This window comes from Frisingicoccus sp. (genome assembly GCF_048388605.1).
Taxonomy (GTDB): Bacteria; Bacillota; Clostridia; order Lachnospirales; family Lachnospiraceae; genus Frisingicoccus.
Genome location: NZ_DBGCTU010000008.1, coordinates 58,232 through 75,828, shown reverse-complemented (window position 1 = coordinate 75,828; position 17,597 = coordinate 58,232). Strand labels below are relative to the sequence as shown.

Genomic DNA, 17,597 nt, shown 5'->3' with positions numbered 1-17,597 from the left:
CATTCGACACTCGATTATCTCTTGATGATCATTGTCTGGCCCTGGCCGCCGCCGATACACAGTGTAGCCAAACCAGTCTTGCTGTCTCTCTTCATCATTTCATAGATCAATGTAACGAGAATTCTTGCGCCGGAATCGCCGATCGGATGACCCAATGCGATAGCGCCGCCGTTAACATTTACTTTATCCATATCAAATTTGAGTTCTCTGGCAACTGCGATGGACTGAGCCGCGAAAGCTTCATTTGCTTCGATAAGATCCATATCATCGATGGTCATATTCGCTTTAGCTAAAGCTTTTTTGCAGGAAGCAACAGGTCCGACACCCATGATACTTGGGTCTACGCCGCCGGTAGCATAAGCTACGATTTCACATAACCAGCTTAAGCCGAGTTCTTCTGCCTTATCTTTAGACATTACAACCAATGCCGCAGCACCATCATTGATACCGGAAGCGTTAGCTGCTGTTACTGTGCCGCCTTTTTTGAAAGCAGGTTTTAATTTAGCCATCTTTTCAATGGATGCACCGAATTTTGGATATTCATCTGTATCAAAGATCACCGGATCACCCTTCTTCTGAGGAATTTCAACCGGAATGATCTCATCTTTAAATTTTCCGCCTTTAATCGCTGCTTCAGCATAATTCTGGCTGCGAACTGCAAATGCATCCTGTTCTTCTCTTGTGATACCCCACTGCTCTGCTACGTTTTCAGCAGTGATACCCATATGATACTGATTGAAAGCATCCCACAAACCATCGTTAACCATAGCGTCAACCATTGTTGTGTTGTTCATTCTTGCGCCCCATCTTGCTGCCGGAAGCACATAAGGTGCAGCACTCATGTTTTCTGTACCGCCTGCAACGATAATGTCCGCATCGCCGGCTTTGATAGCCTGTGCAGCCATAGCTACAGTTTTAAGCCCGGAACCACAAACGATATTGATGGTCACTGCTGTTGTCTCTACAGGAAGTCCGGCTTTAATGGAAACCTGACGTGCTACATTCTGACCAAGTCCAGCCTGTAATACGTTACCGTAAACAACTTCTTCTACCTGCTCCGGAGCAATTCCAGCTCTCTTAATCGCCTCTTTCACTGTGATCGCGCCCAAATCTGCTGCTGAAATTGATTTCAAAGAGCCTCCAAATGAGCCAATAGGTGTTCTACATGCACTTACAATTACTACTTCTTTCATACGTCCTTCTCCTTTTGGTTATTAGATTTTCGTTGTTTATATCACGCTCTGAAGGGCCAGAATTGTGATAATTGATTACTTTTTGGAATCAAATAATAACTTTTAGTGTTAATATTTTAACCGATATCCCTCATGAACATTATTATGACATATTTATTAAAAACTGTAAAGTACTATTTGACAATTCGGCAAATTATACAAATTTTGGCAAATCTTTATGTCTATTTTTATTTGCGTGCTAATTATTTATCATCCAATTTTTGTATTCTTTGTTAATTATTTATCTTATTCTTTGAAGAGTTTTAACGAAACATTGTGATATTCTTCAAGTTTATCACAATATATTGTAATTTTTTTGTTTGATAAGCACAATATATTGTTTTTCTGATTGACATCTGCCAGATTATGTTATACAATATCAAATATCTTGATTATTTTCAGTTATAGGGAGGATCTTTATTATGTACCAGGTAATTAAGCGGGACGGAAAAATTGCCGAGTTTGACCTGTCTAAAATAAATGTGGCAATCACCCGTGCCTTTGAAGCTAAAGAAGTAAATTATAATCCGAATATCATTGATTTTTTAACATTAAAAGTAACAGCAGATTTTGAACCAAAAATCAAAGAGGATAAGATTCAGGTCGAAGACATTCAGGACAGTGTGGAACAGGTGCTTGTCCAGGCCGGCTACACGGAAGTCGCCAAAGCCTATATTTTATATAGAAAGCAGCGTGAAAAAATCCGCAACATGAAATCCACAATTCTCGATTATAAGGAAGTTGTGGACAGCTATGTCAAAGTCACTGACTGGCGTGTCAAAGAAAACTCCACGGTTACTTATTCTGTCGGCGGACTGATCTTAAGCAACTCCGGCGCGATTACCGCCAATTACTGGCTGTCTGAAATTTATGATGAAGAAATCGCCAACGCCCATCGAAATGCGGATATCCATCTGCATGATCTGTCCATGCTGACCGGATACTGTGCCGGCTGGTCTTTAAAACAGTTGATCCAGGAAGGTCTGGGCGGCGTCAGCGGCAAGATCACTTCGGCTCCGGCCAAACATCTGGCAACGCTCTGCAATCAGATGGTCAACTTCCTCGGAATTATGCAGAACGAATGGGCCGGCGCACAGGCTTTCTCATCCTTTGATACATATCTTGCGCCATTTGTTAAAACGGATAACTTAAGCTACGATGCTGTAAAAAAATGTATTGAATCCTTTATCTACGGCGTCAATACGCCGAGCCGTTGGGGAACTCAGTCTCCGTTTTCCAACATTACGCTGGACTGGGTTGTCCCGGATGATCTGGCTGAATTGAACGCTATTGTCGGCGGCAAAGAGATGGATTTTAAATATAAGGATTGTCAGAAAGAAATGGATATGATCAATAAAGCCTTTATCGAAGTCATGATCGAGGGTGATGCCAACGGCCGCGGATTCCAGTATCCGATCCCTACCTATTCGATCACAAAGGATTTTGACTGGTCAGACACTGAAAACAACCGTCTTCTCTTTGAAATGACGTCAAAATACGGAACACCGTATTTTTCCAATTATATTAACAGTGATATGGCCCCAAGCGATATTCGGAGCATGTGCTGCCGTCTCCGCCTGGATCTGAGAGAACTCCGTAAGAAATCCGGAGGATTTTTCGGAAGCGGTGAAAGCACCGGTTCGGTTGGCGTTGTCACGATCAATATGCCTCGGATCGCTTATCTTTCCGCAGATGAAAAGGAATTTTATAAACGGCTGGATAAAATGATGGATATCGCCGCCCGTTCTCTGAACACAAAGCGTACCATTATCACCAAGCTTTTGAATGAAGGACTTTATCCATATACTCAGAGATATCTCGGCAGCTTTGAAAATCATTTTTCAACGATCGGCCTTCTCGGCATGAACGAAGCCTGCCTGAATGCAAAATGGCTCCGGCAGGATTTAACCCATAAGGCCGCCCAGGATTTCACCAAAGATGTTTTAAATCATATGCGCGAACGGCTTTCGGACTATCAGGAGCTCTATGGTGATCTGTTCAACCTCGAGGCCACTCCGGCAGAGTCCACCGCTTACCGTCTTGCCAAACATGATCTGGAACAGTATCCGGATATTATTACTGCCAGCGATGATACCTCAATGCCGTATTACACAAACAGTTCCCACCTTCCGGTTGGATATACTGAAGATATTTTTGAAGCTCTGGATATTCAGGATGAACTGCAGACGCTTTATACTTCCGGCACCGTATTCCACGCCTTCCTCGGTGAAAAGCTTCCGGATTGGAAAGCCGCAGCCAATCTGGTACGAAAGATTGCCGAAAATTACCGGCTTCCATATTATACTTTATCGCCAACCTACTCTGTATGTAAGGACCATGGATACCTCAGCGGCGAACAGTACACCTGCCCGATCTGCGGCGGGAAGACCGAAGTATACAGTCGGATCACCGGCTACTACCGCCCGGTTCAAAACTGGAATGAAGGTAAGGCAAAGGAATTTAAAGACCGTAAAGTTTATAATATAGAAACTTCTATTTTAAAACCAAAAGAGATTCTCTATGATGAAGCCCAGCCAAAGGAAGAAAACGCTGCCTCTAAGGATCAGATTCTTCTTTTCACAACGGCAACCTGCCCGAACTGTAAAATGGCCGACAGTTGGCTGACGAAAGCCCATGTGGATTTTGAAAAAATCGATGCGGAGACCCATGCGGATCTGAGCCAGAAATTTAACATCCGTCAGGCCCCGACACTGGTCGTTCTCCATGACGGCAATGTGGAAAAATATGCCAACGCATCCAACATCAAAAAATTCATTCAGGATCACGCCTGAAAAACAGTTTTAGAATATAAAAACCGGGTGTCCAACGTCCTTTAAGGATTTTGGGCACCCGCTTTTTTAGTATTATTTACACCGGATAAACTTTGTTTTCGGTGTCCGCCTTTGCGGCGTCGATTTTTGTTTTCTGAGCTTCCCGGTACTTAAAGAATTCTGTTGCTACCTGTGGGAATAAAGCGTAGGATAATACATCCTCATCCTGACATTTGTAACGGGCCATTTCTTTCTCAAGGCTTTCAAGCTCATTCGGAATTAAATCGGCCGGACGGCAGGTGATCGGTTCTTCATCACCGATGGCCTTCTTCTGCACTTCCGGGTTAAACGGTTTGACTGTCTGGCCGTACTCGCCTTTTAAGAGGGCCTTGCTCTCTTTGGTGATCATCTTATACCGCTCGCCCATAAGTACGTTCAGCACCGCCTGGGTTCCCACGATCTGGCTGGACGGTGTAACGAGCGGCGGCTCGCCAAAATCTTTACGAACTCTCGGAATTTCTTCCAATACTTCATAATATTTATCTTCAGCATGGGCATCCTTTAACTGGGATACAAGGTTCGAGAGCATACCGCCCGGAACCTGATATAATAATGTCTTGATATTTACTCCGAGTACCTTCGGATTTAAGAGACCGCTATCCAATGCATTTTCCCGAATCGGCCGGAAATATTCGGCAATCTCCGACAAGAGGCTCTGATCAAGCCCCGTGTCATACGGTGTTCCCTTAAAGGTTTCCACCATCACTTCCGTTGCCGGCTGACTGGTTCCCAACGCCAGCGGCGACATCGCCGTATCGATGACATCACAGCCCGCCTCAACGGCCTTCATATAAGTCATCGAGGCCACGCCGCTCGTATAATGGGTATGCAGCTGAATCGGCAGATCCGTAGATTCTTTCAGCGCAGTAACGAGTTCCGTTGCCGCATAAGGCACTAAAAGTCCGGCCATATCTTTGATACAGATGGAGTTGGCGCCCATATCCTCAATACGTTTTGCAATATCTTTCCAATAATCCAACGTATAGGCATCGCCAAGGGTATAAGACAAAGCCACCTGGGCATGTCCTCCTTCCCTCACGGTCGCCTTAACGGATGTTTCCAGGTTTCTCAGATCATTTAAGGCATCAAAAATTCGAATAATATCAATACCGTTGGCAATCGATTTGCGGACAAAATAATCGACCACATCATCGGCATAATGACGATATCCAAGAATATTCTGTCCCCGGAACAGCATCTGAAGTTTTGTGTTTTTAAAACCGTCACGGAGTTTTCTGAGTCGTTCCCACGGATCTTCTTTTAAAAACCGAAGGGACGCATCAAAGGTGGCCCCGCCCCAACATTCAACGGAATAATACCCCACCTTGTCCATTTTATCTATGATCGGCAGCATCTGTTCTGTTGTCATCCGGGTGGCAAGCAGAGACTGATGTGCATCTCTCAATACAGTTTCGGTAATCTTTACCGGTTTTTTCACTTGTTCTGACATTTTTCTACCTCCTGTATAAACCGCTTGTCATCACATAACACCAAAAATCGCCATAAATACACCGGCGGCGACTGCCGTACCGATAACGCCGGCCACATTTGGTCCCATAGCATGCATCAAAAGGAAATTTGTCGGATCCTCTTCCGCCCCGACCTTCTGAGATACTCGGGCTGCCATAGGCACAGCGGAAACACCGGCTGAACCGATCAGCGGATTAATCTTGCCGCCGGTCAGCTTACAGAGCAGCTTTCCGAAAAGCACACCGGATGCGGTTCCTATGGCAAACGCAATCAAGCCGAGGGCTACAATGCCCAATGTCTGAAGATTGATAAATGCCTCCGCACTGGTTGTGGCGCCGACACTTGTCCCAAGAATAATAACAACGATATACATCAGGGCATTGGACGCCGTTTCCGTCAGCTGCTTAACAACGCCGGATTCCCTGAAAAGATTTCCGAGCATCAGCATGCCGACCAGCGGCGCCGTTGTCGGCAGGATCAAAACAACAACAATCGTAACAACAATCGGGAACAATATTTTTTCCAGTTTGGAAACCGGGCGAAGCTGTTCCATTTTTATAGCCCGCTCTTCTTTTGTCGTCAAAAGGCGCATGATCGGCGGCTGAATGATCGGCACAAGGGCCATATACGAATAAGCCGCCACGGCAATCGGTCCCATCAAATCCCCCTGTCCGAGTTTTCCTGCCAGGAAAATCGATGTCGGCCCGTCCGCACCTCCGATAATGGAAATAGCTGCTGCCGCTTTATCATTAAATCCCATTAAAATTGCTGCAATATATGCAAAGAAAACACCAAACTGAGCCGCCGCTCCCAGAATAAAACTGATCGGATTGGCTATCAGCGGTCCAAAATCCGTCATCGCTCCGACACCCAAAAAAATCAGCGAAGGAAGAATCGCCCATTCATCCAGCAGATAAAAATAGTGTAAAAGACCGCCGATGCCGTTGGAGGATTCCTCCACGGACATCATGATATCCGGATACAGATTGACAAGAAGCATACCGAAAGAAATCGGCAGCAAAAGCAATGGTTCATAGCCCCGTCCGATCGCAAGGTAGATAAAAACACAGGCAACCAGTATCATCACATAATTGCCCCATGTCAAATTAAAAAAGGCTGTCTGGTGGATGAGATGTCCCATCGTTTCTATAATGTACTCCATTTAATAACCTCCTGCCATCCGGATTAATTCAGCGACGCCAGCGTATCTCCCGCTTCCACTGCGCTTCCGACAGACACCTGGATGCTTGCGACTGTACCATCCTGAGGAGACACGATCTCGTTCTCCATCTTCATGGCTTCGAGGATCATTAAAACATCTCCGCGTTTTACAGCCTGTCCCGCGCTGACTCTGACATCCAGAATCTTTCCGGGCATCGGCGCTGAAACTGTGACTGCGCCTGCCGCTGCCGCCTGAGGCGCTGGCGCTGCCGGCGCTTTCGGAGCACTTGAAGGCGCCGCCGGCGCGCTGACCGGTGCTGCCGCATTTTGTGTCTGTCCGCTGAATCCTTCTTCCACCGTAACTTCATAAACTTTGCCATTGACTGTAATTGTATAATTTTTCATCCTAACTTAAATCCTCCCGCTAAACATTTTTCCACTGGTTTGGCGATGTCTTACGCCGAATCGAACGAACAATCAAACTGTCCGCCGGAACGCCCTCCGACGCCGCGATTGCCGCCGCGATGACTGCCACCAGCTCAAAATCATCTGTCAAATCTTCCGGTACTGCCGCTGCAGCTTCCACAGCGATTTCCTTTTCCGGCGCCTTCTCAGGCATTTTTACCGTCTTATTCTTATTTCCGGCTTTTCCGATGAAGCCTAAAAAATAAATAATGATTGAAATGAGTATCAGTACAAGAAACACCGTTCCCATACCCATCACCGTATTCATCGCGGCTTTTTTCATTACGTCGCCCAGATCACGCTGTGTCTGCCCGCAGGCCGTGCATCCGATGATCGTCATCAAAGTGAATATGATCAATGCTATCTTTTTCATCATAACAGTCACCTCGCCTATACGGTCCCATGCTTTTTATCCATGCCCGGCTCCCTTTTGGTCGCCAGCATATCAAAGGCAGCGATCACACGTTTTCTCGTTGCCGCCGGAAGAATCACCGTATCCACATAGCCTCTTGCCGCCGCGCTTTCCGGACTGTTCTGAAGAGCGTCATATGCCGCCGATTTTTCCTGAATAAACGCCTTCTGATCTTCGGCTTTTCCAATCTCATCAGAGTATATGATCTTCACCGCCGATTCCGCGGCCATCATTCCAATATTGGCTTCCGGCCACGCATACATCAGATCCGCGCCGATATGACGGCTTCCCATGCAGAGATAAGCGCTGCCGAAAGCTTTGCCGATCACCACGGAAACTTTTGGGACCGTTGCGCTGGCGTAGGCATAAGTCAATTTTGCCGACGCCGAAGCCATGTACTGCTCTTCCTCCACTGTCGCCTTAAATCCGGCCACATTGACAAGGGTCAGCACCGGAATGGAAAAAGCGTCGCAGAAACGAATAAAGCTTTCCGCTTTTCTGATGCCGGCCACCGTCAGCACCGGTTCATAACGTTCAGCGACTGTGCCGTCCTCCCCGAGAACTTCTTCCCTGTTTGCCACAGCCCCTACTGTATTGCCATTCAGGGTAATAAAGGCGGTGACCATCTCACCGGCATAATCCGGCTTCACCTCAAAATAAGCGCCATGATCCGAGATATCACGGAGAATAAATGCCGTGTCCTTTGTCATACCAAGCGACGGATTTTCCCGGTTCAGATCATCGGAAGCCTCGCTCATACAAAAAGCATCTTCTTTATTGTTGGACGGCAGAATTGATACGAGCTGACGAATCTTTAAAAGGACTTCCGAATCATCCCCACAAACGCCATCCACATCACCGCTGACTTTACTGCGGAAATCACATGCCGCCGTGTTACATATTTCACTGCGATTTTCATCCAGAGCATCCGGGGAATTGACAAAAATCTCTCCTTTTCCCGCCACCGCAAAAGTAAAGTCCGACAGTGCCGGAACCAGGGACATACCGCCGCCGCAGGTTCCGAATACCCCCGTAATCTGGGGAATCATCCCGGAAGCCATTGTCTGTTTATAATAAATCGCACCAAAAGCATCCAAAGCATCCGTTGCCTCCTGAAGCCGCATTCCGGCACAATCGATCAACCCGATCACCGGCGCTCCCATTTTCAATGCCATATCATACATCCGCACAATTTTCTTTGCGTGCATTTCACCAACCGAACCGCCCATGACACGGATATCCTGACTGTAAACATAGGCAAGTTTTCCATCAATTGTTCCATAACCGGTCAGAACACCATCCGCTGGTGTATCCTGCTCTGCCATATTAAAATCCGTATTCCTTGCATGGACCATCGCACCGATTTCCACAAAGCTGTGGTCGTCAAACAGTCCCGCAATCCGCTCTCTGGCAGACAGTTGTGTAGCCATACTCATCTGTTTTCCTCCAAACGTTGTTAATTTCTTCACTAATTATATGACAGTTTTTCCTGAATTGCAAGCTAAAAGGTCAGCCACTGTCGAATCATCGTTTTCAGACAATATCCAAAGCTTTTCGTGTCCACTCTCTCGGCCGTCTGAATCGGAAAACGCTCCACCGTTTCCCCTCCCACTTTATAATAAACCCATCCGACCCGGGTATTTTCAGCCAGCGGCGCCTCGACAGATAAATCTTTAACGATGCAAATCTCAGCCTCTTCATCCTTCCCCATCAAAAACTCTCTTTCCGGGCAGTCCGCCTTCAACACCGCCTCCCTGCGGCAGCCGCCGTTGACAGTAATTGTTCCGACGTCCAACGCCTCGTTTCCGATCCGCTGCTTTTCATATTTTTCTATCCCATAATTCATAAGGCTTACCGTATCTTTCCATTTATAACTCTTATTCGGGGGCCATCCGCTGCCGAGGACAACAGAAATATAGATTCGTCCTTCACTGTTTAATGCGCCGACAAAGCAATAACCGGCATCCCCGGTAAATCCGGTCTTAATGCCGAAGGCCCCGTCCATCAACTGCAGAAAGGCATCCTTATTATTCACCTGATACTGTCTGGTTCCTTCAATATTCGAAAAACTATGGGACTCCGTATTAATAATCTTTACAAAAGTCTCATTTTTTATAGCCTCAGATGCAATTTTAGCCAGCTCGGCCGCCGTCGTACAATGCCCCTCCGCGTCCAATCCATTGGGTGTGACGAAACAGGTTTGAGTGCACCCCAGCTCTTCGGCTCTGACATTCATCATTTCGGCAAAAGCTTCCACACTGCCTCCCACATGCTCCGCAATGGCAACCGCCACATCGTTATCCGATTCCAGCATCAGGGCATACAATAAATCCCCCAGGTAAAAACTGTCCCCGGCCACCGCATTCAGCTGAACATCCGGCATACCGGCCGCATACTCGGATATCTCCACCAAATCGGATAATTGTGCATTCTCAAGAGCAACCAGGCAGGTCATTATTTTTGTGGTACTCGCCATAGCCATAGGCTCATCCTCATTTTTTCCCCAGAGAATCCGTCCGTTCTCCCCATCTGCCAAGACCGCCGCCCTTGCGTAAAGCCCCGAAAGACTTTCCTCATCCTCTCCGCTTTCTTCCCCATGTACCCATAAACTCCCCGCCAGTCCGATAACACAGGACAATATCAAAGTCAAAAAAATTTTTATAAAACGTTCCACGCCGCCACTCCAGTGTTTATTTCATTTTAATTTATTTTTCTGACAGAAGTTTTATGCTTGTCCTTGACGTATTCCCCTTTCTTCGTATATAATTTTCAGATATGACTGAAGGAAATAACAGGAATATCGGACACTTTTGCCGAAAGGAGTTTCTCATGATTAAATTAATTGTATCTGATGTGGACGGAACCCTCGTGCCCGAGGGAACAAATCATATAAATCCGGAGCTTTTTGAACTTATCCGCCGTTTAAAAAAAGAAGGCATTTATTTTGCCGTTGCCAGCGGCCGGCACAAATGCAGCATTGAAAAAATATTTGCCCCGGTAAAAGAAGATATTTTCTATATTACAAGCAACGGCGCTTATACCGGGACATGTCATAAAAAAATGTCTGTTTCCTATATGCCGAAGGATGTCTGTCAAAAACTTTTCTCTGATTTCAAAGCTCTTGAGCCTTACCCATTTATGGCCGAAGCCCCGGAGGCTGCCTATACATCCTGCCCGGATCCGGAATTCACCCGGATTCTGACTGAAGATTACGGCTATCATGTCACGCGATGCGCATCTCCCGAGGATTTTGGCAATGATATTATTAAATTTTCCATTTATCACCCGGAGAATGTTTTGAATTTTGACCAAAATCTGCTTAAAAAGTGGAACAAGATCTGCAAATGTTCCATTTCCGGAACACATTGGATTGATTTTATTCCCCAGGGTACGAATAAAGGCAGCGCCCTCTCCCGACTCCAGGAACGCCTGGGCATCACCATTCATGAAACCATCGCCTTTGGCGACCAGGCGAATGATATCGAAATGCTGAAGCAGGCTTATTTCAGCCACGCCATGAAAAATGCGGGCTGTTCAGTGAAAAATGCGGCCCGGTTTACCTGCGATTCGGTTGAAAATAATGGTGTACTGAAGGTTTTAAATACTTTCTTTCCGGCAGTCAATTAAATACAGAAAACCTGGCACAGCGACATTCCGCCTGCCAGGTTTCTTTTTCATCAGGAATCCTCTTCGATTCCAAGTTCTATTTCTTCTTCCGCTTCCATTTTGAATTCTTCGACCTTCTCCGGGTCAGGCACCGGCAGATCCTTCGGTGAACGCACACCGAAGGTCCTCAAAAATTCTTCGGTCGTTCCAAAAAGAATCGGTTTCCCCGGAGCATCCAGCCGCCCGGTCTCGCATACCAGATTATATTCCACAAGCCGGTTGATGGCATGATCCGAATTTACACCGCGGATTTTTTCAATTTCGGCCCGGGTTACCGGCTGCTTATAAGCAATAATTGAAAGAGTCTCTAACGCCACATCCGTCAAAGTATGTTTCTTTGGCCGATGGGTCATTTTAATCAGATACTCATACATGGACGGTTTCGTACACATCTGAAAAGCATCCTCCAGCTCGATGATCTGCACGCCGCGATTTTCTTCATCATAACGCGCCATCATTTGCCGTACCAGTTTCCGCACATCTTCCACGCTCACCTCTAAAACCTGAGCAATATCCGCCGCCGGTATGGCCTCGCCCATTGCGAAAAGCAAAGCCTCCACCGCCGCTTCCATGGCCTTAATCTCCATACATTACGCTCCTTCAAAACTTATTTCCTCCGGCACAGTTCCCTGCCCGGTCATCTCTATTTCAATATCTCCAAAAATCTTTTCCTGAGATATGCGCACAACGCCGCCCTTCATCAACTCCAGAATGGCTAAAAATGAAACGATAACATAATTTTTACTCTGCCCCTTCGACAACAATTCTCTGAAACGGAATCTGGAATACTTTTCTCCATAACCTAAAATATATTCAATCCGATCGGACAGGCTGACTTCCTCCTGCTCGATTCGGCCATAACGGCTTCGGATCGGATCGATCTTATCTTCCTGCCGTTTCAGCACGTCCAAAAAAATCTCATGCAGCTTTTGAAAATCCATATCGCCCACCAGCGCATCCAGATCCACCGGAGGTTCTTCATAAACCATATCCGCCGGCAGAGTGGTCCCTTTAAACATCGCTTTCGATGCATCCAGCTGACGGTCTTTTAATTCCATCGCCATATATTTATACATTTTATGCTCTAAAAGCCGCTCCACCAGTTCTTCCCTCGGATCCTCCGAAACATTTTCATCCTTCGGCTCCTCCGGAAGAAGCATTTTCGACTTAATGCGCAGCAGCGTCGCCGCCATAACAAGGAATTCGCTCATCACTTCCATATCCTGCGCCTGCATCTGCCGGATATACTCCAGATACTGATCTGTTATCAGCGAAATGGGAATATCATATATATCGATTTTATTTATATCAATCAGGTGCAGCAGCAAGTCCAACGGCCCCTCAAACACCTGAAGTTTCACCGCAAGTGCCATAATACCTCCTACACAAAGCCCAAAAACTGTTCCATACCGTTCATTCCCTGCACGGCCAAAGCCGAAATACCGCCAAGTACGATACAAACAATAAGCAGCCCCTTGATCAGGGTATCATTTTTCATCAGCGGAATAAGCCGCTTCGGCGATATGGCAACAATAATAAGAAAGATATCCGATGAGATCATCGGAAATAAATTGACGATAAAAAGTACAAACACTGCATAGATAAAATACCAGCTGGCCTGAATAAGAAAAATCATTCCGCTGTCTCCCGGGTTCATTCCAAGAATCATCGGAAGACGCGGGAGTACCATATGGTAAAAAGCGTATCCGGCTATCAGCATCACGCCCAATGATAAAAAGCCCGTCATCCCGATCGCCACATTCGTATCCTTCTCCTTCAACCGGTAGGGATAAGGACGGCTGCATCCGGCATGACATGTCAAAAAAAGAATCAGTCCCACCGGGTCAACATAGCGGTACAGCTTAAAAATCCTGTATTTATCCTTTTTCTCACAATGGCGCCCGGTCAGCACATAAATAATCGATTTCGGCAATTCATGTAAGATCATCGCCAGGGCCGAGGCCGCCAAAACCGCCGCAATTTCAATAATGTATTCCATATATCCCAATTCCTTATATTTTAAACTCATTTCATTGTACCCATTTTCTATTTATAATGCAAGCTTTTATTTTGACAATCAAAAAGCGTTGTATTATAATAAAAAATCAAAGACATTCTCACTATATGATCAAAGGAAAAATAAGGAGACTATAAAATGAGTTTTAAATTCAAGAAAAAATTACCTGTTCCAAAAGAAATCAAAGAACTTTATCCGGTTAGTCCCGCACTTGCAGAAAAAAAGAAAAAGCTGGACGCGGAACTTATTGACGTTATCACCGGAAAATCCGACAAATTTCTGGCTATTATCGGTCCATGCTCCGCAGATAATGAAGAATCTGTCTGCGAATATATTGAACGCCTGGTACGAGTTCAGGAAAAAATCAAAGATAAGGTGATTATTATTCCGCGTATTTATACGAATAAGCCGAGAACCACAGGCGAAGGTTATAAGGGAATGCTCCATCAGCCGGACCCGGAAAAAGCCCCGGACTTACTTCAGGGGATCATCGCCATTCGTAAATTACACATGCATGCGCTGGAAACCTATGGTATGCCGATCGCGGATGAAATGCTCTATCCGGAAAACTACTGGTATCTGGCAGATATTCTTTCCTATGTTGCCATCGGCGCCCGCTCTGTTGAGGATCAGCAGCACCGGCTTGTCACCAGCGGTTTCGATGTGCCGGCCGGCATGAAAAATCCTACCAGCGGCGATTTTTCCGTAATGTTAAACTCCGTTGTAGCCGCCCAGGGCGCTCACAACTTTATTTACCGCGGCTGGGATGTGAACACAGAAGGCAACCCTTATGCCCATACGATCCTGCGCGGTTCGACCAATAAATACGGCCGTTCCCGTCCGAATTACCATTATGAAGATTTGATCAAGCTTCATGATATGTACGGGGAAAGAAATCTGAAATTCCCGGCAACCATTGTGGATGCCAACCACTCAAATTCGGACAAACAATTTAAGGAACAGATCCGAATCGTGAAGGAAGTCCTTCATAGCCGTTCCCTCTCCGCAGATATCCAGAAACTGGTAAAAGGCGTCATGATTGAAAGCTATCTGGTGGAAGGCAATCAGAAAATCGGCTGTCAGCCTCACGTATACGGCAAATCGATCACTGATCCTTGCCTTGGATGGGAAGATTCAGAAAACCTGTTGTACGAAATTGCAGAGAGATGCTGATAGAAACAAATCAGGCGAAATCAAACAGATATTTAATCTGAGTGATTTCGCCTTTTATCTTTTGTATTTTATTAAAATGCTGTTGGACGCACTTTTTTAATTTAAGCCCTCGGATGCGCCTTTGAATAAACCTCTTTAATACGGCGGTTATTCATACGGGCATAAATCTGAGTCGTCGATATATCCGAATGGCCGAGCATCTCCTGAACAGAGCGCAGATCCGCACCGTTGGCCACCAGATGGGCCGCAAAGGAATGTCTCAGGGTATGAGGCGTAATATCTGTCTGAATCCCCGCATTCTTGGCATATTTCTTTAATAATTTCCAGAAGCCCTGACGGCTCATCGGCGTTCCATTACAGTTTGTAAACAAAACTTCTTCCGCCTCATTATCCACCATCGCCGGGCGCGCCTCCCGAATATAAATCTTTAAAATATTTTTAGCCATACTGCCGAACGGAATGATCCTCTCCCGGTTCACATCCTGGCAATGAATATAAGACGCGCTGAGATTCACATCCGACAGTTTTAATGAAATCAGCTCGCTGACACGAATTCCCGTTGCATAGAGCAGTTCCAGCATCGCCCTGTCCCGGATCCCTTTATTTGTCTTCATAGACGGCTGGCTTAAGAGAAGATCCACTTCCTTCGGCGTCAATATCTCCGGCATTTTCTTCTCAATCTTTGGCGCCTTCAGCTGAATTGTAGGGTCTGTCCCAATATAACCGGCGCGATAAAGATATCCGAAATAGGCTTTCAATGTGGCAACATTTCTGGATATAGTTGATGTGGCGAACTTCTCTTTCTCCATATGAATCATATACGAATTCAGATTTGTCGGATTAACCTTCCGCACATCTGTAACCCCCTGAGTCTCCATAAATTTATTAAATTTTATCAAATCCCGTCGATAAGAAACGACCGTATTCATCGAAGACTTTTTAACATCCGTCAAATAGGTCACAAATTCATCTACCATTTCGTACATACCGCCACCCTCATTTGTATTATAACTATCCTAATTATAATCATAATTGTTCAGAAAATCAAATAGATTTTTTACGAAAATATTACGCAAAATTTCATTTTTTGTAACAAAATACAAGATACGGTTTGTTTACATAGTATCCGCCCCATATCTTGATTTTTTTTAAAAAAAAATTTTTAAAACAATTTTTAAAAATACAGGGTTGATAAAGCTTTCCAGGGCACATCCGCCCATAATCAGAACAAAGATCACCACTGAACGCCGAAAACTGGCTGAAAAAGCCCTGTCCATTTGGGATGAGATTTCTCTCAGAATAACAGCAAGCAATGGAATATAGACCAAATATTGTGGACATAAATAAGCCAGCATACATAAAATTCCGCTCAGCCCATAACGAAAGCTGAGTAGGGACAAAGTATATCCGAAGGAAAGGCTCATCAAAAAAACCGTCGGATAAAAGATATAATAATTACCGGTCAGCCGGATACAGGCCATCAAAATCAGCATGATCCCCAACCGGTAAAAGCATATTCTCAAAAACAGCCCAACAGAGGGCTCCATCTGCCCCTGAAGAAGACGGTGGTACTGCTCCACCTGCTCTGTCAGGGTCGTCCCCCAAAATTCCATCGTCACATTTAAAAGCAGCGTTCCCAGCACAACGCCCGACAAAATGAGCAAAGCCCACATTTTTGTTTTATATCTGTCCCTGAAAATAAAATCATCCCCCGACCTGTTCTATCCCCAAAATCATTATATGAACCGGTCGGAGGACATATACCTCACAGGCTTATTTACAATATTTCTGATAATAAGTCATTAAGCCGCAGATTGTTTTGCTGTCCTGGATTTTTCCGTCAAAAATCATCTGAATCAATTCTTCCACCGGATAGGCGCACACATCCAGAAATTCATCCTCATCCAGATGCTGCCTTGTCGGTTTCAGATCGGAGGCCACATAGATGGAAATCTTTTCATCACAAAAGGCTACTGTCGTAAACATATCGATCAAATGTTCCATCTTCCCGGCCAGATACCCGGTCTCCTCTTCCAGTTCGCGGCGGGCGCATACCTCCGGCGGTTCCTCTCTGAAATTCAGTCCCCCGGCCGGCAGCTCCAACGTCATCCGCTCCAGAGGATTCCGATATTGGCGAACCATAAAAAGCCTGCCGTCATCCCGCACGGCAACCACAGCCGCCGCGCCTTTATGGGAGATCAGATCCCAGTCCACCTCATGCCCATTCGGCATCCGCATCGTATCCTTATAAAAATCCACAACAACTCCATGGTACATCAATTCTCTTCGAATCCGTTTACACTCTTCCATGAATACTCCGCCTTTCTCAAGTTTTTCTGACATCAATTCATATCTGCCGATCCATGTCTACATCCGATTGCATTTATCAAAAACCGCCGATGCCGCTTCGATCACAGCGCTCCTCATTCCTCTGGCCTCAAGCACCGCGACACCTTCTATCGTCGTTCCTCCCGGAGAGCATACATTATCTTTTAATCTTCCCGGATGTTCACCCGTCTCAAGCACCATTTTCGCAGAGCCCAAAACGGCCTGAGCCGCAAAGGTATACGCCTGATTTCTCGGCATACCATATTTTACCGCGCCGTCCGCCAGTGCCTCAATAAACATATAAACAAAGGCCGGAGAACTTCCGCTGGCCACTGTCACCGCATTGATAAGATGCTCGGGAACAACTTCCACTTTTCCAAAAGAAGAAAAGAAGGTTTGAACCATCTGCTTTTCTTCATCACTGTAAACATCCCCGGAAAAGCAAATACCGCTCATACCCTCGCCGACCATCGCCGGAGTGTTCGGCATCGCCCGTACGACCCGGACTTTATTCCCAAGTCCCTCCTTGACCTGGGCAATTGAATAACTCGGAGCAATGGAGATAATGATCTGATCCTCACGGATCTTTCCCGAAAGCACTTTAAAGATTTCAGGATACACCTGAGGTTTGATCGCCAGCACCAGATATTTCACATCCGCCGCACAGGCCGACGCATCCATCACATAGCCGACGCCCGTTTTCTCGCTGACTGCCCGGCACTCTTCTTCCAAAAGCGCATTAAACACAAGCTCATCCGCCTTAAACACATTCAGACAGCCTTTCAGCATGGCCTGTCCCATATTGCCCATTCCTATAAATCCTAATGTCTTCATCTCTGTCC

General features: G+C 45.9%; 17 protein-coding genes. 3 read left to right on the top strand and 14 right to left on the bottom strand.

Features of this window, described 5'->3' with window-relative positions:
- Positions 1-14: 14 nt before the first annotated feature.
- Positions 15-1,193, bottom strand: a complete 1,179-nt coding sequence (locus tag ACMN7X_RS01995; protein ID WP_418745832.1) for an acetyl-CoA C-acetyltransferase — start codon at positions 1,191-1,193, stop codon at positions 15-17.
- A gap of 461 nt (positions 1,194-1,654) precedes the next feature.
- Between ACMN7X_RS01995 and ACMN7X_RS01990 the strand changes: the two genes are divergently transcribed.
- Positions 1,655-4,024: a ribonucleoside triphosphate reductase gene (locus ACMN7X_RS01990; protein WP_418745831.1), complete on the top strand. Its 2,370-nt coding sequence runs from the start codon at positions 1,655-1,657 to the stop codon at positions 4,022-4,024.
- Between the two features lie 76 nt (positions 4,025-4,100).
- Here the strand turns inward: ACMN7X_RS01990 and ACMN7X_RS01985 are convergent, their stop codons facing one another.
- The 6 genes from ACMN7X_RS01985 to ACMN7X_RS01960 all read right to left on the bottom strand — a co-directional run bounded on the left by ACMN7X_RS01985 (position 4,101) and on the right by ACMN7X_RS01960 (position 10,245).
- Entirely contained in the window at positions 4,101-5,513 is a 1,413-nt protein-coding gene (locus ACMN7X_RS01985; protein WP_418745830.1) for an oxaloacetate decarboxylase subunit alpha, read from the bottom strand.
- Positions 5,514-5,543: 30 nt separating this feature from the next.
- Complete coding sequence (locus ACMN7X_RS01980; RefSeq protein WP_418745829.1) at positions 5,544-6,695, bottom strand: sodium ion-translocating decarboxylase subunit beta; 1,152 nt, start codon at positions 6,693-6,695, stop codon at positions 5,544-5,546.
- A 23-nt stretch (positions 6,696-6,718) separates the two neighbouring features.
- Positions 6,719-7,099 carry a biotin/lipoyl-containing protein gene (locus ACMN7X_RS01975; protein ID WP_418745828.1) on the bottom strand — a complete coding sequence of 127 codons (381 nt, stop codon included), beginning with the start codon at positions 7,097-7,099 and terminating at the stop codon, positions 6,719-6,721.
- A gap of 19 nt (positions 7,100-7,118) precedes the next feature.
- Positions 7,119-7,535 (bottom strand): OadG family transporter subunit, encoded by a 417-nt coding sequence (locus ACMN7X_RS01970; RefSeq protein ID WP_418745827.1) that lies wholly within the window; start codon positions 7,533-7,535, stop codon positions 7,119-7,121.
- Between the two features lie 14 nt (positions 7,536-7,549).
- Complete coding sequence (locus tag ACMN7X_RS01965) at positions 7,550-9,007, bottom strand: acyl-CoA carboxylase subunit beta (RefSeq protein ID WP_418745826.1); 1,458 nt, start codon at positions 9,005-9,007, stop codon at positions 7,550-7,552.
- A gap of 65 nt (positions 9,008-9,072) precedes the next feature.
- Positions 9,073-10,245 (bottom strand): D-alanyl-D-alanine carboxypeptidase family protein, encoded by a 1,173-nt coding sequence (locus ACMN7X_RS01960; RefSeq protein ID WP_418745825.1) that lies wholly within the window; start codon positions 10,243-10,245, stop codon positions 9,073-9,075.
- Positions 10,246-10,400: 155 nt separating this feature from the next.
- Here ACMN7X_RS01960 and ACMN7X_RS01955 point away from each other — a divergent pair, with 155 nt between their 5' ends.
- Positions 10,401-11,198, top strand: coding sequence for an HAD family hydrolase (locus tag ACMN7X_RS01955; protein ID WP_418745824.1), 798 nt, complete (start codon positions 10,401-10,403; stop codon positions 11,196-11,198).
- Positions 11,199-11,248: 50 nt separating this feature from the next.
- On the opposite strand, the gene scpB is transcribed toward ACMN7X_RS01955, so the two are convergent.
- The 3 genes from scpB to ACMN7X_RS01940 are packed head-to-tail and all read right to left on the bottom strand — an operon-like array spanning position 11,249 to position 13,266.
- Positions 11,249-11,824, bottom strand: a complete 576-nt coding sequence (gene scpB / locus ACMN7X_RS01950) for an SMC-Scp complex subunit ScpB (RefSeq protein WP_418745823.1) — start codon at positions 11,822-11,824, stop codon at positions 11,249-11,251.
- Positions 11,825-11,827: 3 nt separating this feature from the next.
- Positions 11,828-12,610 (bottom strand): segregation and condensation protein A, encoded by a 783-nt coding sequence (locus tag ACMN7X_RS01945; RefSeq protein ID WP_418745822.1) that lies wholly within the window; start codon positions 12,608-12,610, stop codon positions 11,828-11,830.
- A gap of 8 nt (positions 12,611-12,618) precedes the next feature.
- Entirely contained in the window at positions 12,619-13,266 is a 648-nt protein-coding gene (locus tag ACMN7X_RS01940; RefSeq protein WP_418745821.1) for a hypothetical protein, read from the bottom strand.
- Between the two features lie 126 nt (positions 13,267-13,392).
- Here ACMN7X_RS01940 and ACMN7X_RS01935 point away from each other — a divergent pair, with 126 nt between their 5' ends.
- On the top strand, positions 13,393-14,427 hold the full coding sequence (locus tag ACMN7X_RS01935; RefSeq protein ID WP_418745820.1) for a 3-deoxy-7-phosphoheptulonate synthase: 1,035 nt from the start codon (positions 13,393-13,395) through the stop codon (positions 14,425-14,427).
- 101 nt (positions 14,428-14,528) lie between these two features.
- Here the strand turns inward: ACMN7X_RS01935 and xerD are convergent, their stop codons facing one another.
- The 4 genes from xerD to proC all read right to left on the bottom strand — a co-directional run bounded on the left by xerD (position 14,529) and on the right by proC (position 17,589).
- Complete coding sequence (gene xerD / locus ACMN7X_RS01930) at positions 14,529-15,413, bottom strand: site-specific tyrosine recombinase XerD (RefSeq protein ID WP_418745819.1); 885 nt, start codon at positions 15,411-15,413, stop codon at positions 14,529-14,531.
- 162 nt (positions 15,414-15,575) lie between these two features.
- Positions 15,576-16,100 (bottom strand): hypothetical protein, encoded by a 525-nt coding sequence (locus ACMN7X_RS01925; RefSeq protein ID WP_418745818.1) that lies wholly within the window; start codon positions 16,098-16,100, stop codon positions 15,576-15,578.
- 100 nt (positions 16,101-16,200) lie between these two features.
- Positions 16,201-16,737, bottom strand: coding sequence for an NUDIX hydrolase (locus ACMN7X_RS01920; RefSeq protein ID WP_418745817.1), 537 nt, complete (start codon positions 16,735-16,737; stop codon positions 16,201-16,203).
- Between the two features lie 57 nt (positions 16,738-16,794).
- Positions 16,795-17,589, bottom strand: coding sequence for a pyrroline-5-carboxylate reductase (proC, locus tag ACMN7X_RS01915; protein WP_418745816.1), 795 nt, complete (start codon positions 17,587-17,589; stop codon positions 16,795-16,797).
- Between the last annotated feature and the right edge of the window lie 8 nt (positions 17,590-17,597).